Source organism: Cytobacillus sp. Hz8, assembly GCF_042263505.1.
Classification (GTDB): domain Bacteria; phylum Bacillota; class Bacilli; order Bacillales; family Cytobacillaceae; genus Bacillus_BE.
In genome coordinates this window covers 34,198-54,689 of record NZ_JBHKFI010000016.1, presented here as the reverse complement: position 1 = coordinate 54,689, position 20,492 = coordinate 34,198, and the positions used below count along the sequence as shown (strand labels likewise).

17 protein-coding genes and 1 pseudogene are annotated in these 20,492 nt (G+C 35.8%); 9 read left to right on the top strand and 9 right to left on the bottom strand.

Features of this window, described 5'->3' with window-relative positions; translation table 11 throughout:
* Positions 1-181: 181 nt before the first annotated feature.
* Both ACE38V_RS17255 and ACE38V_RS17250 read left to right on the top strand, forming a co-directional pair.
* On the top strand, positions 182-802 hold the full coding sequence (locus ACE38V_RS17255; protein ID WP_375843158.1) for a MarR family winged helix-turn-helix transcriptional regulator: 621 nt from the start codon (positions 182-184) through the stop codon (positions 800-802).
* Between the two features lie 650 nt (positions 803-1,452).
* On the top strand, positions 1,453-2,073 hold the full coding sequence (locus ACE38V_RS17250) for a GntR family transcriptional regulator (RefSeq protein ID WP_375843156.1): 621 nt from the start codon (positions 1,453-1,455) through the stop codon (positions 2,071-2,073).
* Between the two features lie 118 nt (positions 2,074-2,191).
* On the opposite strand, the gene ACE38V_RS17245 is transcribed toward ACE38V_RS17250, so the two are convergent.
* Together ACE38V_RS17245 and ACE38V_RS17240 are read right to left on the bottom strand one after the other, a co-directional pair.
* The gene (locus ACE38V_RS17245) at positions 2,192-3,760 is read right to left on the bottom strand and encodes an ABC transporter permease/substrate-binding protein (RefSeq protein ID WP_375843154.1); all 1,569 of its coding nucleotides are present in this window, start codon (positions 3,758-3,760) and stop codon (positions 2,192-2,194) included.
* Entirely contained in the window at positions 3,760-4,887 is a 1,128-nt protein-coding gene (locus tag ACE38V_RS17240; protein ID WP_375843152.1) for an ABC transporter ATP-binding protein, read from the bottom strand. Before ACE38V_RS17240 ends, ACE38V_RS17245 begins: the two co-directional genes overlap by 1 nt.
* Before the next feature lie 336 nt (positions 4,888-5,223).
* Between ACE38V_RS17240 and ACE38V_RS17235 the strand changes: the two genes are divergently transcribed.
* The 3 genes from ACE38V_RS17235 (at position 5,224) to ACE38V_RS17225 (ending at position 10,327) form a co-directional block, all read left to right on the top strand.
* Entirely contained in the window at positions 5,224-6,360 is a 1,137-nt protein-coding gene (locus ACE38V_RS17235) for a hypothetical protein (RefSeq protein WP_375843150.1), read from the top strand.
* Positions 6,361-6,590: 230 nt separating this feature from the next.
* Positions 6,591-8,114 (top strand): Ppx/GppA phosphatase family protein, encoded by a 1,524-nt coding sequence (locus ACE38V_RS17230; RefSeq protein ID WP_375843148.1) that lies wholly within the window; start codon positions 6,591-6,593, stop codon positions 8,112-8,114.
* A 149-nt stretch (positions 8,115-8,263) separates the two neighbouring features.
* Positions 8,264-10,327, top strand: a complete 2,064-nt coding sequence (locus ACE38V_RS17225; RefSeq protein ID WP_375843246.1) for an RNA degradosome polyphosphate kinase — start codon at positions 8,264-8,266, stop codon at positions 10,325-10,327.
* 163 nt (positions 10,328-10,490) lie between these two features.
* Here the strand turns inward: ACE38V_RS17225 and ACE38V_RS17220 are convergent, their stop codons facing one another.
* Positions 10,491-11,453, bottom strand: coding sequence for a S8 family peptidase (locus ACE38V_RS17220; RefSeq protein WP_375843146.1), 963 nt, complete (start codon positions 11,451-11,453; stop codon positions 10,491-10,493).
* A 185-nt stretch (positions 11,454-11,638) separates the two neighbouring features.
* On the opposite strand from ACE38V_RS17220, the pseudogene ACE38V_RS17215 reads away from it, so the two are divergent.
* Positions 11,639-11,856 (top strand): annotated as a pseudogene (locus ACE38V_RS17215) (YdeI/OmpD-associated family protein); the annotation flags it as partial.
* Positions 11,849-11,974, top strand: coding sequence for a hypothetical protein (locus ACE38V_RS17210; protein WP_375843144.1), 126 nt, complete (start codon positions 11,849-11,851; stop codon positions 11,972-11,974). The pseudogene ACE38V_RS17215 and the gene ACE38V_RS17210, both read left to right, overlap by 8 nt.
* A gap of 32 nt (positions 11,975-12,006) precedes the next feature.
* On the opposite strand, the gene ACE38V_RS17205 is transcribed toward ACE38V_RS17210, so the two are convergent.
* The 4 genes from ACE38V_RS17205 to ACE38V_RS17190 form a co-directional block, all read right to left on the bottom strand.
* Positions 12,007-12,288, bottom strand: a complete 282-nt coding sequence (locus tag ACE38V_RS17205; RefSeq protein WP_375843142.1) for a hypothetical protein — start codon at positions 12,286-12,288, stop codon at positions 12,007-12,009.
* A gap of 10 nt (positions 12,289-12,298) precedes the next feature.
* Positions 12,299-12,688, bottom strand: a complete 390-nt coding sequence (locus tag ACE38V_RS17200) for an SHOCT-like domain-containing protein (RefSeq protein ID WP_375843141.1) — start codon at positions 12,686-12,688, stop codon at positions 12,299-12,301.
* A 13-nt stretch (positions 12,689-12,701) separates the two neighbouring features.
* Entirely contained in the window at positions 12,702-13,067 is a 366-nt protein-coding gene (locus ACE38V_RS17195) for a DUF2089 domain-containing protein (RefSeq protein WP_375843139.1), read from the bottom strand.
* Between the two features lie 505 nt (positions 13,068-13,572).
* A complete protein-coding gene (locus ACE38V_RS17190) occupies positions 13,573-14,469 on the bottom strand; it encodes a 3-hydroxyacyl-CoA dehydrogenase (protein WP_375843137.1) in 897 nt (298 codons plus the stop codon).
* Positions 14,470-14,998: 529 nt separating this feature from the next.
* On the opposite strand from ACE38V_RS17190, the gene ACE38V_RS17185 reads away from it, so the two are divergent.
* The gene (locus ACE38V_RS17185; RefSeq protein ID WP_375843135.1) at positions 14,999-16,177 is read left to right on the top strand and encodes a GGDEF domain-containing protein; all 1,179 of its coding nucleotides are present in this window, start codon (positions 14,999-15,001) and stop codon (positions 16,175-16,177) included.
* Between the two features lie 45 nt (positions 16,178-16,222).
* Here ACE38V_RS17185 and mnmH read toward each other — a convergent pair whose 3' ends face one another.
* Positions 16,223-17,260: a tRNA 2-selenouridine(34) synthase MnmH gene (mnmH, locus tag ACE38V_RS17180; protein ID WP_375843133.1), complete on the bottom strand. Its 1,038-nt coding sequence runs from the start codon at positions 17,258-17,260 to the stop codon at positions 16,223-16,225.
* A 102-nt stretch (positions 17,261-17,362) separates the two neighbouring features.
* Positions 17,363-18,412, bottom strand: a complete 1,050-nt coding sequence (selD, locus tag ACE38V_RS17175; RefSeq protein WP_375843131.1) for a selenide, water dikinase SelD — start codon at positions 18,410-18,412, stop codon at positions 17,363-17,365.
* A 178-nt stretch (positions 18,413-18,590) separates the two neighbouring features.
* Here selD and ACE38V_RS17170 point away from each other — a divergent pair, with 178 nt between their 5' ends.
* Positions 18,591-19,646, top strand: a complete 1,056-nt coding sequence (locus tag ACE38V_RS17170; protein ID WP_375843129.1) for a permease — start codon at positions 18,591-18,593, stop codon at positions 19,644-19,646.
* Positions 19,647-20,492 lie beyond the last annotated feature (846 nt).

Sequence of the window (20,492 nt, the reverse complement as noted above, 5' to 3'; positions counted from 1 at the left end):
TGTTCTTCCTAATAAAAGAGTGAGTTATTATCACTTTCTTTATGAATTAACAAAAAAATTTATAACAGGTACCTGTAATATAATGATAAAGGTACCTGTTATAAATTGCTTAAGGAGGATTTATTAAATGGAAAATAACTTCAACGAACTTTATGAAAAGATGTTAAAGCTTCAATGACTTTTGCAGCGCCACCATCTTTTTAATCATGCCCAATACGGACCAACAGCTGACTCAACTCGAGGACAGGGAAGGGTTCTGGGAATTCTAAAGCTGCAGGAGGAAATTTCTACGAAGGACCTTTCTTATTTGTTGGGTATCCGTCAGCAATCGCTCAATGAATTGCTTAATAAGCTGCAGAATAGCGGCTATGTCACTCGTGTTCTGTCAGAGGAAGATAAACGAGTAATGCTGGTGGGATTTACGGAAAAAGGCAGAAACGAAAACAAAAAAGAAGAACCTGATTTTGATAATATTTTTAACTGTCTTAATGAAGAGGAACAGGAGACGTTCGGAGTATATCTGGACCGAATAATCACAACTTTGGAGTCTCAACTTGGCGTTGAAGTAGATGATAATGAGCGGGTTGAGTGGTTGCGTGCCGCTCGTTCTCGTATGGGAAATGAACAATTTGAACGGCTCATGGCTATGCGTAGAGGATTTTTCGACCCGGGATTCCATGGTATGCGCTCCGGGAAAATGGCTCATGAGCAGCACAATCCGAATAATCGAGATCCACGCTTTGGTGGGCACAACGGTTTTCATTATGGCTGGCATCGAGATAAAAGTCCGGATGATAAATAGACATAAAAATTTTATACCATGGCGCTGTTGCTGCACATCCAATAAACGAAATGGCAGTGCCTTTTTTTGTAGCTGTTTTAATTTCTATAGAAAATTATCGAGGATTTAGAAAATAAATTTGATAAAAATTAAGGAGAGAAAATAATAAGACAGAGCCAAAATTCCATATGGAGTTAGGTTCTGCTTTTGTGAAACAAAAAAATTCAGCAGTTTCTAGGCACTCATATAAGAGAAAATTAATAGATTCATGAGGAAAGTTGTAATAAAATTATGCTATGGTCATAATAAAAAATGGGATAAGGTTTGCAAGTATATCCAAATCAATATTTTAAAACTAACATTTTTGCTTTTTATATAGAGCACATAGAGGTTTCAAAATCAGCTACTAAAGAGTTACATATAGGGGCAAAAAACTATCATTGAAATGAGAAAACTTGCGGCTTAAAAGGCGTTTGTTAATAAAGTTAAATGGGTGAATCATTTTAATGAATAGATTTGACTATTGTGTTTCAAGGCTAGTTTTAAACATGCAAAAATATAAAAGAAGAAATCATCATAAAGAGAATAGCTAAGCAGGAAAAAACTAATCATTCATTCTCATGTGAAGTTGTCATTCATTAGTTGCTTAGTAAATGGTGGAGGAGGTTACTATGAATCAGAGGGCGAAAATACCTACTTATGAGCGAATCGCAATTGATTTGGCACATCGTATACATGACGGGAAATTTAAAGAGGGCGAAAAGATCTATGGCAGGTCCACTTTGGCGAGCGAATACAAGGTTTCCCCCGAAACGGTTAGACGGGCCATTAAGATCTTGGAAGATGTTGAGATTGTCCGATCAACAGTGGGAAGCGGAATCGTCATATCTTCCCGTGAAAATGCTTTTAAATACATAAGCCTCTTTACCAGTTTGGAAAGCATGAAGGATTTAGAAAAGAATATGTATTTCTTAATGGAGGAGCGGAGCAGGCTTGACGAACAATTGAATGAAACAATTCGGAAAATTATCGATTACTCAACAAAGCTGCGCCATACACAGCCATTGACGCCAATGGAGTTTGAAGTGAAAGCAGACTGCAGTCATGTAGGGAAAACTCTCTCAGATGTAATGTTCTGGCAAAACACTGGCGGGACTGTCATCGGAATAAAAAGGGGAGGGGAGTTAACCCTTTCTCCTGGACCCTATGCTTTGATTTTAGAAGGTGATGTTTTGCTAGTGATTGGGAATCAGATTGCTTATGAACGTGTCCGAAATTTTATGAATGATTAAAGTATGATTGCCATGAGTCTATTTTGTTATGGCAGTGAAAAAAATGAATATATAAGTATAGAAAAAACCGGCCCTTCCTTTAATGAAGAACCGGTTTTTTCAATATAAGCTTATGTGATTATTTGAGCAATCCTTCTTTTTCTAGGAATTCATGTGCTACTTTGGCCGGGGATTGCTTGAGACTGTCCACTTTATAATTGAGCTCGCGCATTTTTGCATCCGAAAGTTTTCCTGCAAGAGAATTTATGACCTTACGAAGTTCAGGGTATTTTTCTAAAGTTTCAGTCTTGAGAATTGGAACTGCATAGTATGGCGGAAAGAAATTTTTGTCATCCTTGAGAACTTTTAAATGAAATGCCTCAATCAAGCCATCCGTTGAGAATGCATCAATCGCATCGCTTTTATGGTTGTCCAAGGCGGTATAACGTAGGCCGCCATCGACTGCTTTTACTTCTTTAAAATGGATATCATATGCTTTTGAAAGACCAATCAATCCATCCTCCCGGTTGGGAAACTCGATTGTTGGACCAAAAGTCAGGTCTTTGCTTATGTTTGCAAGATCGGAAATGGTGTTCAGATTATACTTTTTAGCAGTGTCTTGGCGAACTGCTATTGCATACGTGTTATTAAAACCAATTGGATCTAATAGCTCAATCCCATATTTTTCATTAAATTTCTTTTGAACATATTGATAGACTTGATCAGGATCACTCTGCTGAGGCCCCTTCAGGATGTCCACCAATCCAGTTCCCGTGTATTCGACATATGCATCGATATCCCCATTATTAAGCGCATTAAAAGCAACTTGGGTTCCACCAAGATTTAATTTTCTTTCGACAACCAAGTCGGTCTTATCTTCAATTAAATCCGCCAGCATGTTTCCGAGAATTAATTGCTCGCTGAAATTCTTAGAGCCAATCACAATTTTATTTTCTGCTTTCGTTGGAGATAAAAACATGGCAACACCGATGGCCACGATAATGAGGGCGCTGAAACCGACAAGGATTTTTTTAGATAAAGATTTGCTTGTTTGAACGGCTGCTTTGGAAGCCCGTTGTTTGTTAGTGTAAGAAAGGGAAGTCTCCAATTTCCCTACAATATAGTCAATGAACAATGCAAGTAAACATGCAGGAATGGCTCCTCCTAAAATCATATTATTATCAACAGTTTGCACACCAGAGAACACGAGATAGCCAAGACCGCCAGCGCCCACGAAAGCGGCAATTGTCATCAAACCGACTGCTGTTACGGCTGAAATTCTGATTCCTGCCATAATCATAGGTAAGGCTAACGGTAATTGTACCTTTCGCATTGTCTGCCCTTGGGTTAAACCAATCCCTTTCGCTGCTTCCAAAATATCAGCATCAATATTAGTCAAACCAGTATAGGTATTTTTGACGATTGGGAGAAGTGAATACAGAACCACCATCACAATTGCCGGAGTACTGCCAATCCCGATAAAAGGAATAAGGAAACCGAGCAGCGCCAGGCTTGGTACTGCTTGAATGACATTGGTAGTTCCGATTACTGGCTTGGCGAGATTTTGCTCTTTTGAAATAAGAATGCCGAGTGGAATTCCAATCACAATGGCAATTAACACGGATACAACACTTAGGAAAAGATGTTGGACTAATAAATGAAAAATTTGTTGATAGTTCGTTAATAGATATGTCCAAAAATCACCCATTAGAAGGTCACCTCCAAATCTATTAATTGACTACTTAGAGCGGATAAAATGCTGCTTCTCGTGATAAGTCCAATCAATTGATTGTTTTCATTGACCACGGGAATATAACCAGTTTTATGTTCATTCATCGTGAACAAAACGGAGATTAGATTAGCGTCATCCCGGACAGAAAGAACATTTCGCTCCATGATTTCTCCAATGATCGAATTTCGCTTAAGCAGTTGTATCCCTTTTAATGTGACTAACCCCAAAAGGGCATTGTTTTTATCGGTTACTAATAAGCTGTCTACTTTATTGTCTTTCATGATCTCAATTGCTTGAAGGACATTTCTTTGTGGGATAATTTTCACAGGGTTGTGAATCATAATATCTCTAGACTTTAATAACTCAGGGTTATTCCAGACTCTTCTTTTGCCGATGAAGTTTTCTACAAAGTCATTTGCGGGATTTCTTAAGATATTCTCAGGGGTATCAAACTGCAGAATATTACCATCTTTTAATAAGCAAATTTTATCAGCAATCTTAATTGCTTCATCCATATCATGTGTGACGAAAATGATCGTTTTATTGTATTCCTTTTGCATTTGAAAAAGCTCTTCTTGTAAGGAGCCGCGTGTGACTGGGTCTAGGGCACTAAAAGGTTCATCCATCAAAATGATGTCTGAATTTGTTGAAAAAGCTCTGGCAACACCAATTCTTTGCTGCTGTCCACCACTCAGCTCATTTGGATAACGATGTAAAAATTCTTCTGGATTCATGCCAACCATTTGCATCAATTCCATCGTTTTTTGGGTAATTTGAGCGGAGTCCTTTTCTCCTTTTAGCTTCGGAATTAGTTCTAGATTTTCTTTTATCGACATGTGTGGAAATAGTCCCGTATTTTGAATGACATATCCAATATTTCTTCTTAATTCGATCGAATTAATGGTGGAAATGTCTTTGCCATTTACGTAGATTTTTCCTGACGTTGGTTCGATTAGCTTATTAATCATTTTTAATAGGGTTGTTTTCCCACAACCACTGGGTCCAACAAAAACAACCAATTGTCCACCTTCAACATGTAAAGAAAAATCGTTAATAATTGTTTTGGTGCGGTATTTTTTGACAATGTTTTTGAATCGAATCAAGTAGCTTCTCCTCCTTTTTTAATAGATTGTAAGTGATAGATCGTCTTAATCATTCGAAGCGACAACTTTATGATAACATATAAGTTGTTGATTTGTCTAATTGTGCGTCTCAAGCCCCATATTTAAAAAGTTAGTGTGAATTGTTAGGGGAATTATTTAGTGACAACTGAGTATCGGTTGCTTATAGAGAGATTACGATAGAGGAGGATGATATTTCAGGTGATGGGTAAAAAAGTATATGTGTATAAATCTTGGATAATAGCAGGTGCACATTGACAATTTATGAAAATTGTGTCTATTCTGATAATATAAAAAATAGAAAATGGGGAGAGAGATTTGAATAATACGAAAAGTGATGAAAAGATTCAAAAAGATGAAAATGCCGCTGCTATCGAAAAAGAATTAAATGCTGAGAGGGCACTGAAAGAGGAAATGAAAGCAGACCGTGCAGATGGTTTAAGAAATGAAGCTAACAGTGAGGCCAAAGTGCGTATTCAAGATCAAAGCAGTAAAGGAGTAGAAGCATCCGGTACTAATAAAGTGAAAAATAAGAAAGTAAATAAACCCCAGTGCATGATTTGTAAGAGCAATGGTTCATTGATTCAGATCCAATCAAAGTGGCTTTGTGAAAATTGCCTTCATATTGGGAATGAGAAACTAGCCTTACCTTGGAAAGCATCACTTGAAACTCTGTTTAAAGAATACAGTGAACACTGTTATCGTTATATATCAGAGGATACGGAAGATGTTGAGCCAGCAAGAGTACTAGGGCATAAAATTAGGACAGCACTTAAATTTTTGGGAGTTTCAAAAAACAGTGAAATCCTACTTTCAATAAAAAGGATTAATCGATTATTCAATAATATTCATGAAACGGATGAATTTTTGAATAAAACCAATCAAGATGGGGATGAAAAAAACCTCTATTTAGCGATGGCCCCTTTTCTTTCAAAAAAACGAAAGAAGCAAAGAAAGGAAATTTCATTAAAGGTCCCTTCTATATTAAATGAGCAGTATCACCATAAGGTGGAACTTTTTCTGGAACGGGAACTGGTTCCTTATGTTGTCCAATTGAAAAAGATAGATAGGCTTAATGAATATGAAGATCGCTTTAATCAGCTAGTTCAAGACTATCAGCAAACAGTAGAAGAAGTGGAAAAAACGTCGGAAGGAGCCATTAAATTACTTTATTCTATTCAAAAAAAATCAAAATCTCTAAGGGATCTCTATGATTTCTTAAATGGGACCATTGGAGATCATTTTGAAAACGAAGAGGATTATCATAAGAAAATTCTGCATCAAATACATGAAATAAATAAAGTAGAAATATGGATTTCTCAATTAAAAATCAACAAACATAAAATCCATGCTCCAAAAGGTGACATAAAGAAAGTAAGAAAGGATTTAAAGGAAAGATTAGAAAATCTCATAGGAAATGTTGAGGTTTCTGAAGTCGCTTTATCTCAAAATTAATCCATAAAAGCCGCCTATTATCATCTTTTATGATTGGTAAAGGCGGTTTTTTTGTTTTCTGAAAGTAGATTCAAATTACATGAAACAGTCCTGCCATAAAGGCAGATGCAATACGATATATTGTAAAAATTATGTAAATGTTATAGATAATCGGCTAATCTTATCCTAAAATTAATATTATCATTTGTTCTACTGTAGAAACCCTATTTTTAAAAGGAAGATGATGCGAATTGTATGCTAAGTATGGAATTATTGATATTGGGTCAAATACGATGCGACTCGTGATCTATAAGCGTGACACGAACGGGAGATTAAAGGAAATTGAAAATGTCAAGATGGTAGTTCGATTGCGCGAAGACTTAACTCTAGAAGGAAACTTGTCCGAAAGCGGCATTACAAAATTAATTAATATCCTATTAAGCTTTCAGGAAGTGACAAGACATCACAAAATAAAAGAAGTGAAGTGTGTTGCGACGGCCACTATACGTCAGGCAAATAATCAAGAGGAAATTCTCGAAGAGGTATCAAATAAAACGGATTTTTCAATGAGGATTTTATCTGAATATGAAGAAGCCTATTATGGAAATTTAGCTATCATCCTCTCTTTTTCCATTGACGAGGCAATTACCATAGATATTGGTGGGGGAAGTACAGAAATAACCTATTTTAAAAATCGAGAGATGCAAGATTATCATAGTTTTCCTTTTGGAGTTCTCTCACTGAAAAAGCAATTTATTTCTGGTGATATCCCTACAGTTAAGGAGAAAGAGCAAATCAGTGCATTTATCAAAAGAAACTTTGAGTCGCTTAATTGGTTGCATAATAAGGGAGTTCCTGTGATTGCGATAGGTGGAAGCGCCAGAAACATGGCACAAATCCATCAAGGAATTTGTAAATATCCTTTAAAGGATATCCATCAATATCAAATGAATTTGGCTGATATTCATGAATTAAATCATTATTTATCGAACTTATCTTACATGCAATTACTGAAGGTCGATGGTTTATCAAATGATCGTGCCGATATTATTATACCTGGTATTGAAGTGTTTGAATCGCTTGTGGTTATTACGGAAGCTCCTGTTTTTCTGGTCAGTAAAAAAGGGCTGCGCGATGGAATCTTTTGTAAGGACCTCATGCGGTTAAGTGGTGGCAAAACGTTTCAAAATGTGATTGAACAAAGTCTATTTGAACTTGCTCAGGATTTTAAGGTTAATCAGAACTTTGCGGGTCAGTTATCCAAGATCTCTGCATCCATTTTTATCGATCTCAAAAATTCAGGTCTAGTCGACTTCTCAGAAGAGGATTTGTTTTATTTAATGAAGGGAGCATCCATTTATAATTTTGGTGAAATCATCTCTTTTGAAGCCAGAAGCGAACATACCTTTTTCCTGCTGACTAACCGTATGATTGATGGAATGAACCATAAAGAGCGGATTAAACTTGCTCTTATTGCATCATATAAAAATAAGGACTTATTTGTCCAACTGGTTGACCCATTTCAGAAATGGTTTTCTAAAGCCGAGCAAAAAAAAATGAGGATTCTTGGGTCCATTTTAAAATTAGCATGGAGTCTGAATAGTACCAAGCGGAACATCGTAGAAGAAATTGCAATGACTGCTGAACCTGATCAAATTCATTTAGAGGTAACCTGTGAAAAGGGATGGAAATTAGAAGAATATCAGGCTAATCAGCAAAAAAAGTTTTTAGAAAAATTGTTGAAAAGAAGAATTTTTATTTCCTTCCATAGTTAATATTAGCAATTAATTAAAAATTTACACAATATTTACATGTCCTTAATAAAAGAAGTGATATTATAAAAATATATTAATATATTTATAAAATTTAGAATATTCAAAGCGTTAAGGATGTGTAACTCGTGATAAATACGATTTCAAATAAAATGCAATTAGACAATCCATTATTTTTCAATAACAGGGAATTAAGCTGGATTGCATTTAATGAAAGAGTACTTGAAGAGGCGATGGATTTTGATAATCCTCTATTAGAACGGACAAAGTTTTTAGGAATATTTAGTTCTAATTTAGATGAATTTTTTATGGTTCGAGTAGCTGGCCTTAAGGATCAATTGCAGGCAGGTTTTAATAAACCAGATAATAAAGCGGGCTTAACGCCTAAAGAACAGCTTGCAGCAATTTCTGAGAAAACGCATAAATTGGTAGAATTGCAGTATGAAACGTTTAAAGAAATTTACCCTGAGCTGCTGGATGAGGGAATTGAATTTGTAGATCAAATTGACCAGCTTTCAGAGTCTTCAAGGAATTACCTTGAAGAATATTTTGATGTAAATATATTCCCTGTTTTAACACCTATGGCAATAGATGCTTATCGACCTTTTCCAATGCTCTTAAATAGAAGTCTAAATCTCGCTGTTTTACTTGAAGACATTTTTGATTTGGATAATAGTGGAGAAAAACTAGCAATCGTCCAAGTTCCATCTGTATTAGATCGTTTTATTCGACTTCCATCTATTCAGAAAAAGGTTTCTATCGTCATGCTAGAAGACGTCATTAGCTATTATATTGAAAAGCTTTTTACTGGTCATAAAATTAAAGCAATTACTCAATTTCGGATAACACGAAACGCCGACATGACGATTCACGAAGAAGGAGCAAGAGATTTATTAAGGGAAATAGAAGAAGAGATTAAAAAACGCAAATGGGGGGCAGCGATAAGGCTTGAAATTAAATCCAATACTTGTCATGATTTTATCTTACACTATCTTCAAAATGAACTTGAAATTCATGAACATGATACCTTCATGATCCCTGGTTTGCTGGATTTGACTTTTCTGTTTCATTTTTATAAAGCTTTTTCGAGAGAGAAAGAGCAATTACTGTATGAAGCGATGCCTCCTAAAATACCAGAGGAATTACAGCTAAATAGAAACATTTTTGAAACCGTTATTAAACATGATATCCTGCTGCATCATCCATACGAGTCATTTGAGCCTGTTATTGACTTTGTTACCCAAGCAGCGATTGATCCTGATGTTCTAGCAATCAAGCAGACGCTTTATCGAGTTAGCGGTGATTCACCTGTTATTAAGGCTCTTGAAAAAGCAGCTGAAAATGGGAAACAGGTTACTGTGCTGGTTGAATTGAAGGCACGATTTGATGAAGAGAATAACGTCCAATGGGCAAAGGAATTGGAAAAAGCAGGATGCCACGTAATCTATGGAATCTCTTGTTTGAAGACACATAGTAAAATCACACTAGTTGTAAGAAGGAATAACCATAATATTCAGCGATTTGTTCACTTGGGTACAGGTAATTACAATGATGCTACGGCTAAAAGTTATACAGATATAGGATTGATTACCTCTAAAAAGAGATTTGGCATTGATGCAACAAACTTTTTTAATTATTTAAGTGGATATACAGAGAAACCGAAATATCATCATCTATCTGTTTCTCCGTTTGATATTCGAAAGGATTTTTTGCACCTTATTCAAACAGAAATGGACTATCAAAAACAATATGGAAATGGAAAAATCATTGCAAAAATGAATTCCCTAACGGATAAAGATCTGATTTTGAAACTCTATGAAGCATCTATTGCAGGAGTCAAGATTGATTTAATCGTCCGTGGTATTTGTTGCTTGCGTCCTGGAATAAAGGGAGTAAGTGAAAATATTTCAGTTAGAAGTTTAGTCGGGCGTTTTTTAGAGCATAGTCGCATTTACTTTTTCCATCAAAATGGCGAAGAAAAGATATTCTTGTCTTCAGCAGATATGATGACTCGAAATATGGATAAAAGAGTGGAAATTCTTTTTCCCGTATATGAAGGGAAAATCAAAAAGAGTATTAAAACTATTCTGGCAACGATTCTTGCGGACAATGTCAAAGCAAGAACGCAAAATAATCAAGGAGAATATCATTATGTCATCCCTAAACAAAATGAGCCTCAAATAGATAGTCAAATGAAACTGTATGAAATGGTGTAAGAGAATTGGGGATTTCACGGATGCTGATAACGGAATATTATGAATTTGTATTAGTTATAATGTGTATATTCAATAAAGAAGGAAAGCCCATTTTTAAAGGCTTTCCTTTTTTGTTGAGCGAGTCCATACAATTGTAAAAAAACTGAGGCACACTCAAAAATAATTATATATTCAACATCTGAGCAGATATTTTTTGTTTGAATAAATCCGATAAGTAATCCAATGTTGTTAAGTAAAGCATTCCATTGCCTTCGAGTTTTGGTGAGTTTCCTAGTGGCACGGTCCTCTTAATTAATTGGGCATAAAGCTCAGGCTCTGTCAGATTTCGTTCAAAGCTTTTATTGACAGTATCTTTTATAAGCGCAAGTCCACCGGATATATGCGGTGTGGCCATAGAGGTTCCACTAAGTTTTGCGTATTTCCCATTTAAATAGGTTGAAAGGATTTCTTCACCAGGAGCTACTAAGTCGACTTCATTGTTTGAATTTGAAAATTCGGAAGAGCGGCGTTTCAGATTAATGGCCCCAACGCTGATAACCTCATTATAGGAGCCAGGATAGGCATATTCATCTGAAGATTCCTGCCCATCACCCTCATTTCCAGCGGCGCAAACGACTAGAATTTGATGATTGACTGCGTTTTGAATCGCTTCATGTAACTCAGGTACGTCTATTGGTCCGCCGAGACTCATGGAGATTATATCTGCCTTTTGTTCAATTGCATAGTTAATTCCATTGATAATCCATTCGTATTGCCCCGATCCATTTTTATCAAGTACCTTTAAGATCAGTAAATTTGCTTCCGGTGCAACACCAACTACTCCTCTACCGTTATGACTAGCAGCAATTGTGCCGGCTACATGGGTTCCGTGGCCATTATAGTCAGTGTATCCATTAGGATTTCCTTGATCATCATTGGTGAAATTCCGTCCGCCTATAATTCTCTCGCTCAAATCAGGATGGGTGATATCACACCCTGTGTCCAATATGGCAACCGTGATTCCCTTCCCTTTTGTAATCTCCCAGATTTTTGGAGCCGCAATCATCTCAACACCTTCTGGCACCTCAGATACTACTTCGAGTTCTGCATTCACCTGATGTGGAATTAAATGCAATTTTTGCTCCATCTATTTCCCTCCTAATAGAATATACTTTTTGGTAGATTCTGGGTGAGTATTAATAGTTTAACAACTTTGAATTTGTTAGAACAGTTACTATAGATGTGTTTTTGTTAATGATTAGAGGATAAAAAGAACGATGTTGATTTCGATTTTAAAGGTGAAGAAGGCAGGGGAGACTAGATATTGTTTGAGTGAATTTTAAAGAGAATACAGAATTCATCATTCCAGAGGAATTGCAAACTAAATTTGATGAAATCCCCACCTTAAAAATGGTTTTTGAAGCATTGACCCCGGGACGGCAAGGGCATACATTCTTTACTTTTCTAAACCCAAGCAATCCAAAACTCGCGAATCAAGGGTAGGAAAATATATTCAGCAAATTCTCAATGGAAAGGGATTAAATGATTAGTTTATTTGATGAGAAAATGAATTATCTATTAGGACTGTTTGGATGTAAATTTAAGCAAACGAGCCCGAAAGAGGGCCCGATTCGGACAGCAAAGCCGGAAATTCAAGCCAGTTCGTAAAAACAACAATCTTGCGAACATATCAATAAGAATTAGAGTCTAACCTTAACCTCTGTATCGTCATTAGCTTTGACATCTACCATTAGGACCCCTTTATGATTTTTCAGTTCCTCGATGATTGGTTTAAGCGTTTTTTTGTCTATTAGTGGAAGGGTAAAGTCCAGTTTTTTTCTTTCAAAATACTTTTTTGCCCATTTATTTGCATGCTGTTGAAAAATTTTTGAAGATAAAATTGAAATACCAATGTCTAAAAAAGCATATGGAATAGGGATGGTGAATCGAACGTCTTTTGCTTTCACTTTTATATGCATCATGAGCTAATCACTATTCAATGAAGACAGAAACGGTGTCTCCGTTTGCGGACTTAACATCCACAATTTGCCCGTCCAATTCATTTTCGATTGCTTCAATAATGAGGTCTATGTCAATATCCTTTACATATTTTTCCGATTGAGGGATGCTCGCAGCAATGCTGTGACCAGTCATTAATACTACTTTGACAAGTTTTATGGGCAAATTGACCGTGACGTTATCATTTTCAGCGGATACAACACGAATTTTTAATGTTTTATCTAAATACTTATTTGGCTTTTCTAGTTGCAAACTATTTGTTTCTCCTTTCTCTGTTAATACTTGGATCAATTCTGATCCTTTATCTGCATCAATTTTCCCTTCTTGCACCATTGCTAACACTCTTGCGATTTCCTCTTTCATGGTAAATTCCTCCTTATTCATCTTTTAATAGTTTAATGGCTTCTTCTGGAGTGATTTCGCCATTTTCCAACATGGTGACAATCTTGTTCTCGTCTACTTCATTTTTCTTCTTCTGCACATATCCAAGGGATGAAATTATGTCTGTCAGTTTGCCCCGAACAGTCGGATACGAGATCCCCAGTTCCTTTTCAACCTCTTTGATATTTCCCCTACACGTTAAAAACACTTCCACAAAATGAAGCTGGTCCTTTGATAATGATGCGAGTTTAGAAAATTCAAATTCATTTTCAATCGTAGTGTGACAATGAGAGCACTTCAACTTCGTAATTTTCAAAGTATTGTTGCAGACAGGACAATTAGTGATCACTTTATAAGCCATTTTGAAATTCCTTTCTTTCATTTGATTTGATTATATATCTATAAAATAAAGATGTAAATAATAAAATTAAATAATTCCAACAAAAAAATTAAAATCATTAATATTATAGTAAATATTATTGATAATAGAAGTCTGTTTATTAATTGATTAATGTCAGATCTAAAACAAACTTAATAAGAACAAAAACCTAATTATCCATTTTCAACAACGGGAAATTAGGTTTATTATATTTGAATGACCGATAAGAAAATAACCATATAAATATGGATCTAAAAATTGCGAATTTAAAGAAATGGATAATCATAGTTATTGCCTAAAAAGATAAGGTAAAATACTTTACATATTAATCGGAGTTTCATTTAGGTTTCACAATCATGCTTTTCCTATTTGCACAACACAAATAGGAGCCTACAATTCAGATTGTTTATTATACTTGGCTAAAAAAGAGAAAGGGCTGCTTTTATCAAAGCAACCCCTCCATTATTAATGTGAGACAATTTAGATTTTAACCAACCAAAAACTCAGGATCCAAATAATATGGATCTGGATACTTATAGAACCCTTCTCCCACACCGTTTCCGATTTTTCCTTTATCGATGTATTCAGTTTTTAATAAATTGGCTAATTTATCAAAACCTTGGATGCCAGCTTGTGCTTTAGCGCTTGCAATATTATAAGCGGTTGTAATTCCTACAACATCTAAGATTGCGAATGGCCCTTTTGGTGCTCCGGTGGCGATCATCCATGTTTTATCAATGGTTTCTGGGTCTGAAATCCCGTTAAGTAAAAGGATTTGTGCGGCTTCTAAGAAAGGAACAAGAAGCGAATTTAAAATATAGCCGGGTTGTTCCTTCTGTAAAGGTAAAGCCACCATTCCAATTGCTTTTGCGAATGTAATCACTTCATCAAATACTTCCATATCTGTTCCAGGATGCTTCATCACTTCGGCTGTGTTATTTAACCAAATTTCATTGGCGAAGTGAAGAGCCAAGAATTTTTCCGGACGTCCTGTTGCTAAGGCGAATTGGCTTGGCAATAGAGTAGAAGAGTTTGTTGCAAAAATAGTTTGCTTAGGAGCCACTTTGCCTAACTCTTTATAAAAATCCGTTTTGATTGCCACAACTTCTGGAATAGCCTCAATCACTAGGTCAGCTTTTGCTACTGTCTTTGCAAGATCGCTATTGAATGACATGCGATTGAAAGCGGCATTCACTTCTTCCTCTGTTGCTCCTAAATCTTCTTGATAACGAAGTTTTAATTTTGTGATTCTCTCTTTTGCCCGATCTAAGGCTTCATCATTAATGTCGTAAACGGATACATAGAACCCCTTAAAAGCAGTTTGGTAGGCAATTTGACTGCCTAAAACGCCGCTTCCTGCTACTGTAATGTTTTTGTAATTCATAAAAATACCCCTTTGTTTTGTAGTGAATTCATGTTCAATGACAGACATTCTCCCCAAAACATCCATCATTGAACTTTTTAAAAAATTTCCCCTAGTACTGAAATAGCTTAATTCCCTTTGATCCATTTTATCGGACCCTTTTTTCTCCTTTATTCACAATGAAAACGTTAACTATTTTGTTTACACTCCCCAATGTAAACATTTTGTGAATAATTCATATCATTATAATAAAATAATAAGACCTTTTTTAGAATAATTCAAGAATATTGTTTCAAAACTAGTAATTTTATTAAAAAATATTTATTGCATTCAAAAATATCATATTTATATAGGACATTATAAGTAGAAATTATCCATTTCTCTGTAAATTATCCATCAATTCTTCATTGATAGATGGGACTTTCGTTTGAAAATAGTGATATAATATTTAGTCAAGTAATAGTATTGGGAAATAAGAAATGGGAATGGAAATAAATCATTGCTATCTTTATTTTTGGGGTAAAAAAAGCTTTATGGAGGATGTAGCAAAATGAATTTTGTTAATAATTTGGTTTTAGATATTTATTCTATTTTGTTACTCATCATAATCTGCTTTCATTCTTTCAAGCAAACTGAGAGGGATTCAATAGAATTTAAGTTGTTTTTGAGTATAGTGATCACCACCATTCTGCTATTACTCTTAGATATTGGTAGTCGATTAGATGGGAATCCAGGGGAGATTTATTATGTTATCGATAACTCTGGCAATTTTTTGATTTTCCTGCTCAATCTCATATTACCTTCATTATGGCTATTGTATGTTCACTACCAGGTGTTTCAGGATGAAAGAAAGACAAAAAGGCTGTGTTATCCTTTATTAGTTCTAAATGTCCTTAATGCTGGGATGGCGACTTTAACCCTATTTAATGGTTGGTATTACTATGTCGATTCACATAATATTTATCATCGGGGGCCGCTGTTTTTACTTTCAGCTTCTATTATTATCTTGTTACTCCTTATTTCTTTTATCTTAGTTACGGTAAATCGTAGGAGAATAGACAAGAAATCATATTGTGCTCTTGTATTTTTTGGGATTCCGCCGTTAATCAGTATTATTTTGCAGATTGTGTTTTATGGCATTTCCTTTATCTTGAATAGTGTTGTTTTATCTTTATTGATTGCTTTTTTGAACATTCAAAATCGGAATATATATATTGATTATTTAACAGGAGTCTATAATCGGAAGAGGTTTGAACTATATTTAAAGGGAAAGATCAGTAAAAGTGGGCGAAATAAACGGTTCGCCGCCATTATGGTTGATTTAAACGATTTTAAATCGATTAATGATACCTATGGTCATGACATGGGGGATAAAGCCTTGCAGATATCAGCCGATTTGTTTAGCAGCTGCTTGAAGCCAGAGGATTTTATTGCAAGATTCGGTGGAGATGAGTTTTGTATTGTGCTGGATGTCGAGAACCGAATGGAATTAGAAGGCATTGTATCAAAAATCAAAAATAGTATTGAAAGATACAATAAATATGGAAGCCAGCCCTTTAATCTTCAATTTAGTATGGGATATACGATATATGATGACCAATCCCATATGACAGTTGAGGAATTTCAAAAACAAATTGATTCATTGATGTATGAGAATAAACAGAAACATAAACAAAAGGCCAGAGAAATCTCTAAGACCCATGAATATACAAATGATATGGAAAAATAAACCAGATTTATTTAATGAAATTAATGATAAATCTGGTTACGTCATTTACTTTTTCCTTACTCCAAGATAATCTTTAATGATTTTTATTGCCTCATCTACATTCCTTGCCTTAATGGTCATTTTTTGATTTTCAGGATATTGATTTGTTGAGTGCTCATATAAAGGATCATAATAATACTCAAGTAATAATCCGACGGCAGATGAAAAATTCTCAGCCTCTAATTCCGTCTCAATTTCCTTTGCAATCGGTGTATGAATTCGTTTTTTAATTCGATTAAAAGAATCGATACATTCTTGCTTATGATTCCATGGTTCATAATCGTCTAAAATATGTGTAATTCTTTCCTCAATCGGTAATTCTAAAAACAATTGTACTCCTTGTTCCTTTTTTTTCATGAGAAAAGAGGGGAGTACTACTTTTCCAATACGGCTGCTCTCACCCTCGAATAGAATATAGGAAGAGGATTGATAGAACTTAAGGTCTTCCACGAGCAAGGAATCAAAGGTTTTTTGATTATTTGGTTGTAAACCAATTTGGCCAAAAATGGAGCCGCGATGGTTAGAAAGCCCTTCAAGATCAATGACAGGAAAGCCTTCTTCTTTTAAGCGACGGAGGATGATTGTCTTTCCGGTTCCTGTATTTCCATTTAAAACGAATACTTCTTGTTTTAATTCATATGATTCTAATTGTTGGACAACCCAATGACGATAATTCCGATAACCGCCTTCTAAACGAAAAATTTTAATTCCCATTAAATCAAGAAGAGTAGCAGTAGTACGGCTTCGCATTCCTCCACGCCAACAAAAAACCGCTTTTTTTCCTTGTATCTTAGAGAATTCTTTAACAAAGTCAGGTAATTTCGCTGAAATAATCTCCAGTCCTCGTTCTTTTGCTGCTAGTGTACTCACTTGTTTATAAATCGTTCCAATTTCTGCCCGTTCCTCATCATTAAAGAAGGGGATGTTTAGACTGCCAGGAATGGTCGCATTCTTGAATTCGGAAGGAGATCTTACATCGATCATGGTTATTTCACCACGATCTTTTAATGTGACTAGGTCTTCAACTGAAATATCTTGAAACATGATGCCGCCGCCTTTCTATAAAAATAATATCGACATAACTTTGAAGAAAAATAATTGAAAAAATCGGCTATTGAGCCGATTTTTTTGTCACTCTGCTTTAATTTAAAGGACTATAATATGGCCTTGATTTTCTTCAGTCACTTCACCAATAATGGCTGCCGGAACACCCGCATTTTGTAAATCTGTAAGTAGCTGATTGGCCTCATTGTCTGAAATGGAAATGAGAAGACCACCTGAAGTCACGGCATCACATAGAATCCACTGATCAATTTGGTCCAGCGAATCAGGGAAGGTTACATCCCCTTGTAAATGAGCAAAGTTATTCTTAGTTCCACCAGGTACTGAGCCTGCTTCGGCTAGTTCTCGTAAACGAGGGAGCTTTGGAACTTGATTGTTATATATTTTAAGTCCAGTGTGGCTTCCTTTAGCCATTTCAGAGGCATGTCCTAACAAGCCGAATCCTGTTACATCTGTACAAGAGTGAACATCAAATGATGCCATGGTTTCTGATGCAATTTTGTTTAAAGTGGACATTACCTTTGTTACACCTGTAATTTCTTCTTCTGTCAATCGATCATGCTTAATGGCTGTTGTTGAAATTCCAACACCGATTGGTTTTGTCAAAATAAGCTTGTCTCCTGGTTTTGCACCTGCATTGGTTCGCACCCTTTCAGGATGGACGGTTCCAGTAACGGCTAGTCCGAATTTTGGTTCTTTATCATCGATAGAATGACCACCAACAAGCGTAACTCCAGCTTCTTTTAATTTATCCCCAGCGCCTCGCAATATTTCCGTGAGAATGGCCTTATCTAATGTTGAAATCGGAAAAGCGACAATATTCAAGGCGGTTAAAGGCTTACCACCCATCGCATAAATATCACTAATCGCATTCGCAGCAGCAACCTGCCCAAAAGCATAAGGATCATCTACTATTGGCGTGAAAAAGTCAACTGTCTGCACAATCGCTAAGTCATCGGTTAATCGATAAACTCCTGCATCGTCACTAGTATCTAAGCCGACTAATAAATTAGGGTCAGGAGTTGCTTGTGGCAAATTTCTTAATACCTGTGCTAAATCTGCCGGCCCAATTTTACAACCGCAGCCTCCTTTAGATGATAAGGAAGTAAGTTTTATTTGACTTGTCTCTTTCATGAGAAACAACCTTTCTATTCAAGTTATCACTTACTTATTATAAGACATTATAAGGTAGAAGTGAAATTCCTTCCTGATATTTAACAAAGCAAATTTCATTAAAAAATAAATGAAAATAGGTTCTATAAACTATGGTATAATAGAATGTCTTGAAATGAAAATGATATAGGAGGGCACCATGATACAGCATGATATAACAATTCAAAAACCACATTCAAAAAATTCGATTTGGTTGATTGCATTATTTATGCTTATTGCCGCTGTTGGCCTATTGTATGTCAAGTGGTGGCCATATTATAACAAATCGCTATTAGCTGCTAGTACTCATTCGATTGGACCATCCATCTTGGGGGATTTATCTGATGTCACTTTTTCGTGGCATGCAGCTTTGGATTATACACTCGTTTATTTTAATTCCGTATGGAAAGCTGCAATCCTTGGCATCTTACTTGGATCCTTGCTGCAAGTGTTATTGCCGACACAATGGTTATTAAGATTACTTGGAAAAACATCATTTGGCAGCACCGCGATTGCCGGAATGGCCGCGGTCCCTGGAATGATGTGTACCTGTTGTGCAGCTCCAGTGGCAGTTGGCCTTCGTAAAAAACAAGTATCCGTTGGAGCAGCCCTTGCATTTTGGATCGGAAATCCCATGATTAACCCTGCCACACTTATTTTTATGGGCTTTGTCCTATCATGGAAATTTACTTTGCTTCGTTTGCTTATGGGGTTGATTTTGACTTTTGGCGTAAGCTATTTTGCCAACAAACTTGTGAAGAATCCTCAAGCAGTTGAAGTGGAGCAAATGATAGCGGAGATCAGGCCAGAGGGTCATTTTTTCGGAAGATGGTTGAAAAGTTTAGGAACGATGATTCTTTACATTGTACCCGCTTATGTGATTTCGGTTTTACTTCTAGGGTTGGGACGTGTTTGGCTGTTCCCGCAATTAAGTGTTTCTGCATCGAATAGTCTTATGGCTATTATTCTATTTGCAATAACAGGAATGCTTTTTGTAATTCCAACAGCTGCGGAAATTCCTATCATCCAAACCTTTATGTCATTAGGTCTTGGCGGAGGGCCGGCAGCGGCATTATTAGTAACCTTACCTGCAGTAAGTCTTCCATCCTTGATCATGGTTGCAAAGTCATTTCCAAGAAAAGTGATATTTTTTGTGATGACATCTGTGGTAGTAGTCGGGATAGTTAGCGGCTTGATCGGAATGATGCTATTTTAAAAGGAACTGTCCAAAAAGTAGTTTCTTAAGCTCGTAGATGTTAACAAGTAAAACCCAAGAATGTTGTTTTTTCAACTTTCTTGGGTTTTTAGTTTAGGTAAAAATCATTCTAAAATGGTCCTTCAAGTCTAACGGGTTCCGTAACTATCGCAAAACGTCAATTTACACAGGAAAATGCAAACCAAAATGTAATCCTTTTTGCACTAGAAAATGTAGGACAAATGGTAAGGCTAGAGAAATTAAAAAACATTAGAAATAGCAAGGGTTTATACCTTTGCTATTTCTGCTTTTAATGGCTAATTTTTCGGATTGCGAATTATGCTTATTAAGAAGTTTACAAACCATTTTCGCCTTCTCCTTATCGATTTCGTGTAGGTATGAGAATACATAGGCGGAGAATTTCCGGCTAATGTATAGAGAGGAAGCTTAAGAAGCAGATATAAGCGGAGATATTCCGATTAACTGCTCTAAATAAGACAAAATACAAAGATTTGGATCATGTAAACGGAAAAACTCCCCTTATTTTTAAGGAAATATGGATATTTCCCAATTTAGACGGAATTTTATCCTTTATTTTTCATACACAGTAAAATCAATATTCAGTTCTAACAGAAGCTAACCTTAAATTTAAAAAAACAATATTTTTCTGTATATCCATTTGCAAGTAAAGATGTCGTGTATTTTGCTGCGGTACACTGGATATTGTACTCCTACATTTTCATATACAAATTGCCCAACAAATTCTCCAAAAAAAATGATCGAAATCCCCTTATATCAACAAAAATAGCCCTACAGATTACCATGCAATTTGAAGGCCTTTTTGCCTTACATTTTTAATGTTTGCGA

Coding starts and splice junctions, on each gene's coding strand:
- ACE38V_RS17220 (WP_375843146.1), bottom strand. CDS start 11,453: ATGGAGCAAAAATTGCATTTAATTCCACATCAGGTGAATGCAGAACTC.
- mnmH (WP_375843133.1), bottom strand. CDS start 17,260: ATGTTTCAAGATATTTCAGTTGAAGACCTAGTCACATTAAAAGATCGT.
- ACE38V_RS17205 (WP_375843142.1), bottom strand. CDS start 12,288: ATGATGCATATAAAAGTGAAAGCAAAAGACGTTCGATTCACCATCCCT.
- ACE38V_RS17200 (WP_375843141.1), bottom strand. CDS start 12,688: ATGAAAGAGGAAATCGCAAGAGTGTTAGCAATGGTGCAAGAAGGGAAA.
- ACE38V_RS17210 (WP_375843144.1), top strand. CDS start 11,849: ATGATTAGTTTATTTGATGAGAAAATGAATTATCTATTAGGACTGTTT.
- ACE38V_RS17190 (WP_375843137.1), bottom strand. CDS start 14,469: ATGAATTACAAAAACATTACAGTAGCAGGAAGCGGCGTTTTAGGCAGT.
- ACE38V_RS17245 (WP_375843154.1), bottom strand. CDS start 3,760: ATGGGTGATTTTTGGACATATCTATTAACGAACTATCAACAAATTTTT.
- ACE38V_RS17250 (WP_375843156.1), top strand. CDS start 1,453: ATGAATCAGAGGGCGAAAATACCTACTTATGAGCGAATCGCAATTGAT.
- ACE38V_RS17170 (WP_375843129.1), top strand. CDS start 18,591: ATGATACAGCATGATATAACAATTCAAAAACCACATTCAAAAAATTCG.
- selD (WP_375843131.1), bottom strand. CDS start 18,412: ATGAAAGAGACAAGTCAAATAAAACTTACTTCCTTATCATCTAAAGGA.
- ACE38V_RS17185 (WP_375843135.1), top strand. CDS start 14,999: ATGAATTTTGTTAATAATTTGGTTTTAGATATTTATTCTATTTTGTTA.
- ACE38V_RS17195 (WP_375843139.1), bottom strand. CDS start 13,067: ATGGCTTATAAAGTGATCACTAATTGTCCTGTCTGCAACAATACTTTG.
- ACE38V_RS17225 (WP_375843246.1), top strand. CDS start 8,264: ATGCAATTAGACAATCCATTATTTTTCAATAACAGGGAATTAAGCTGG.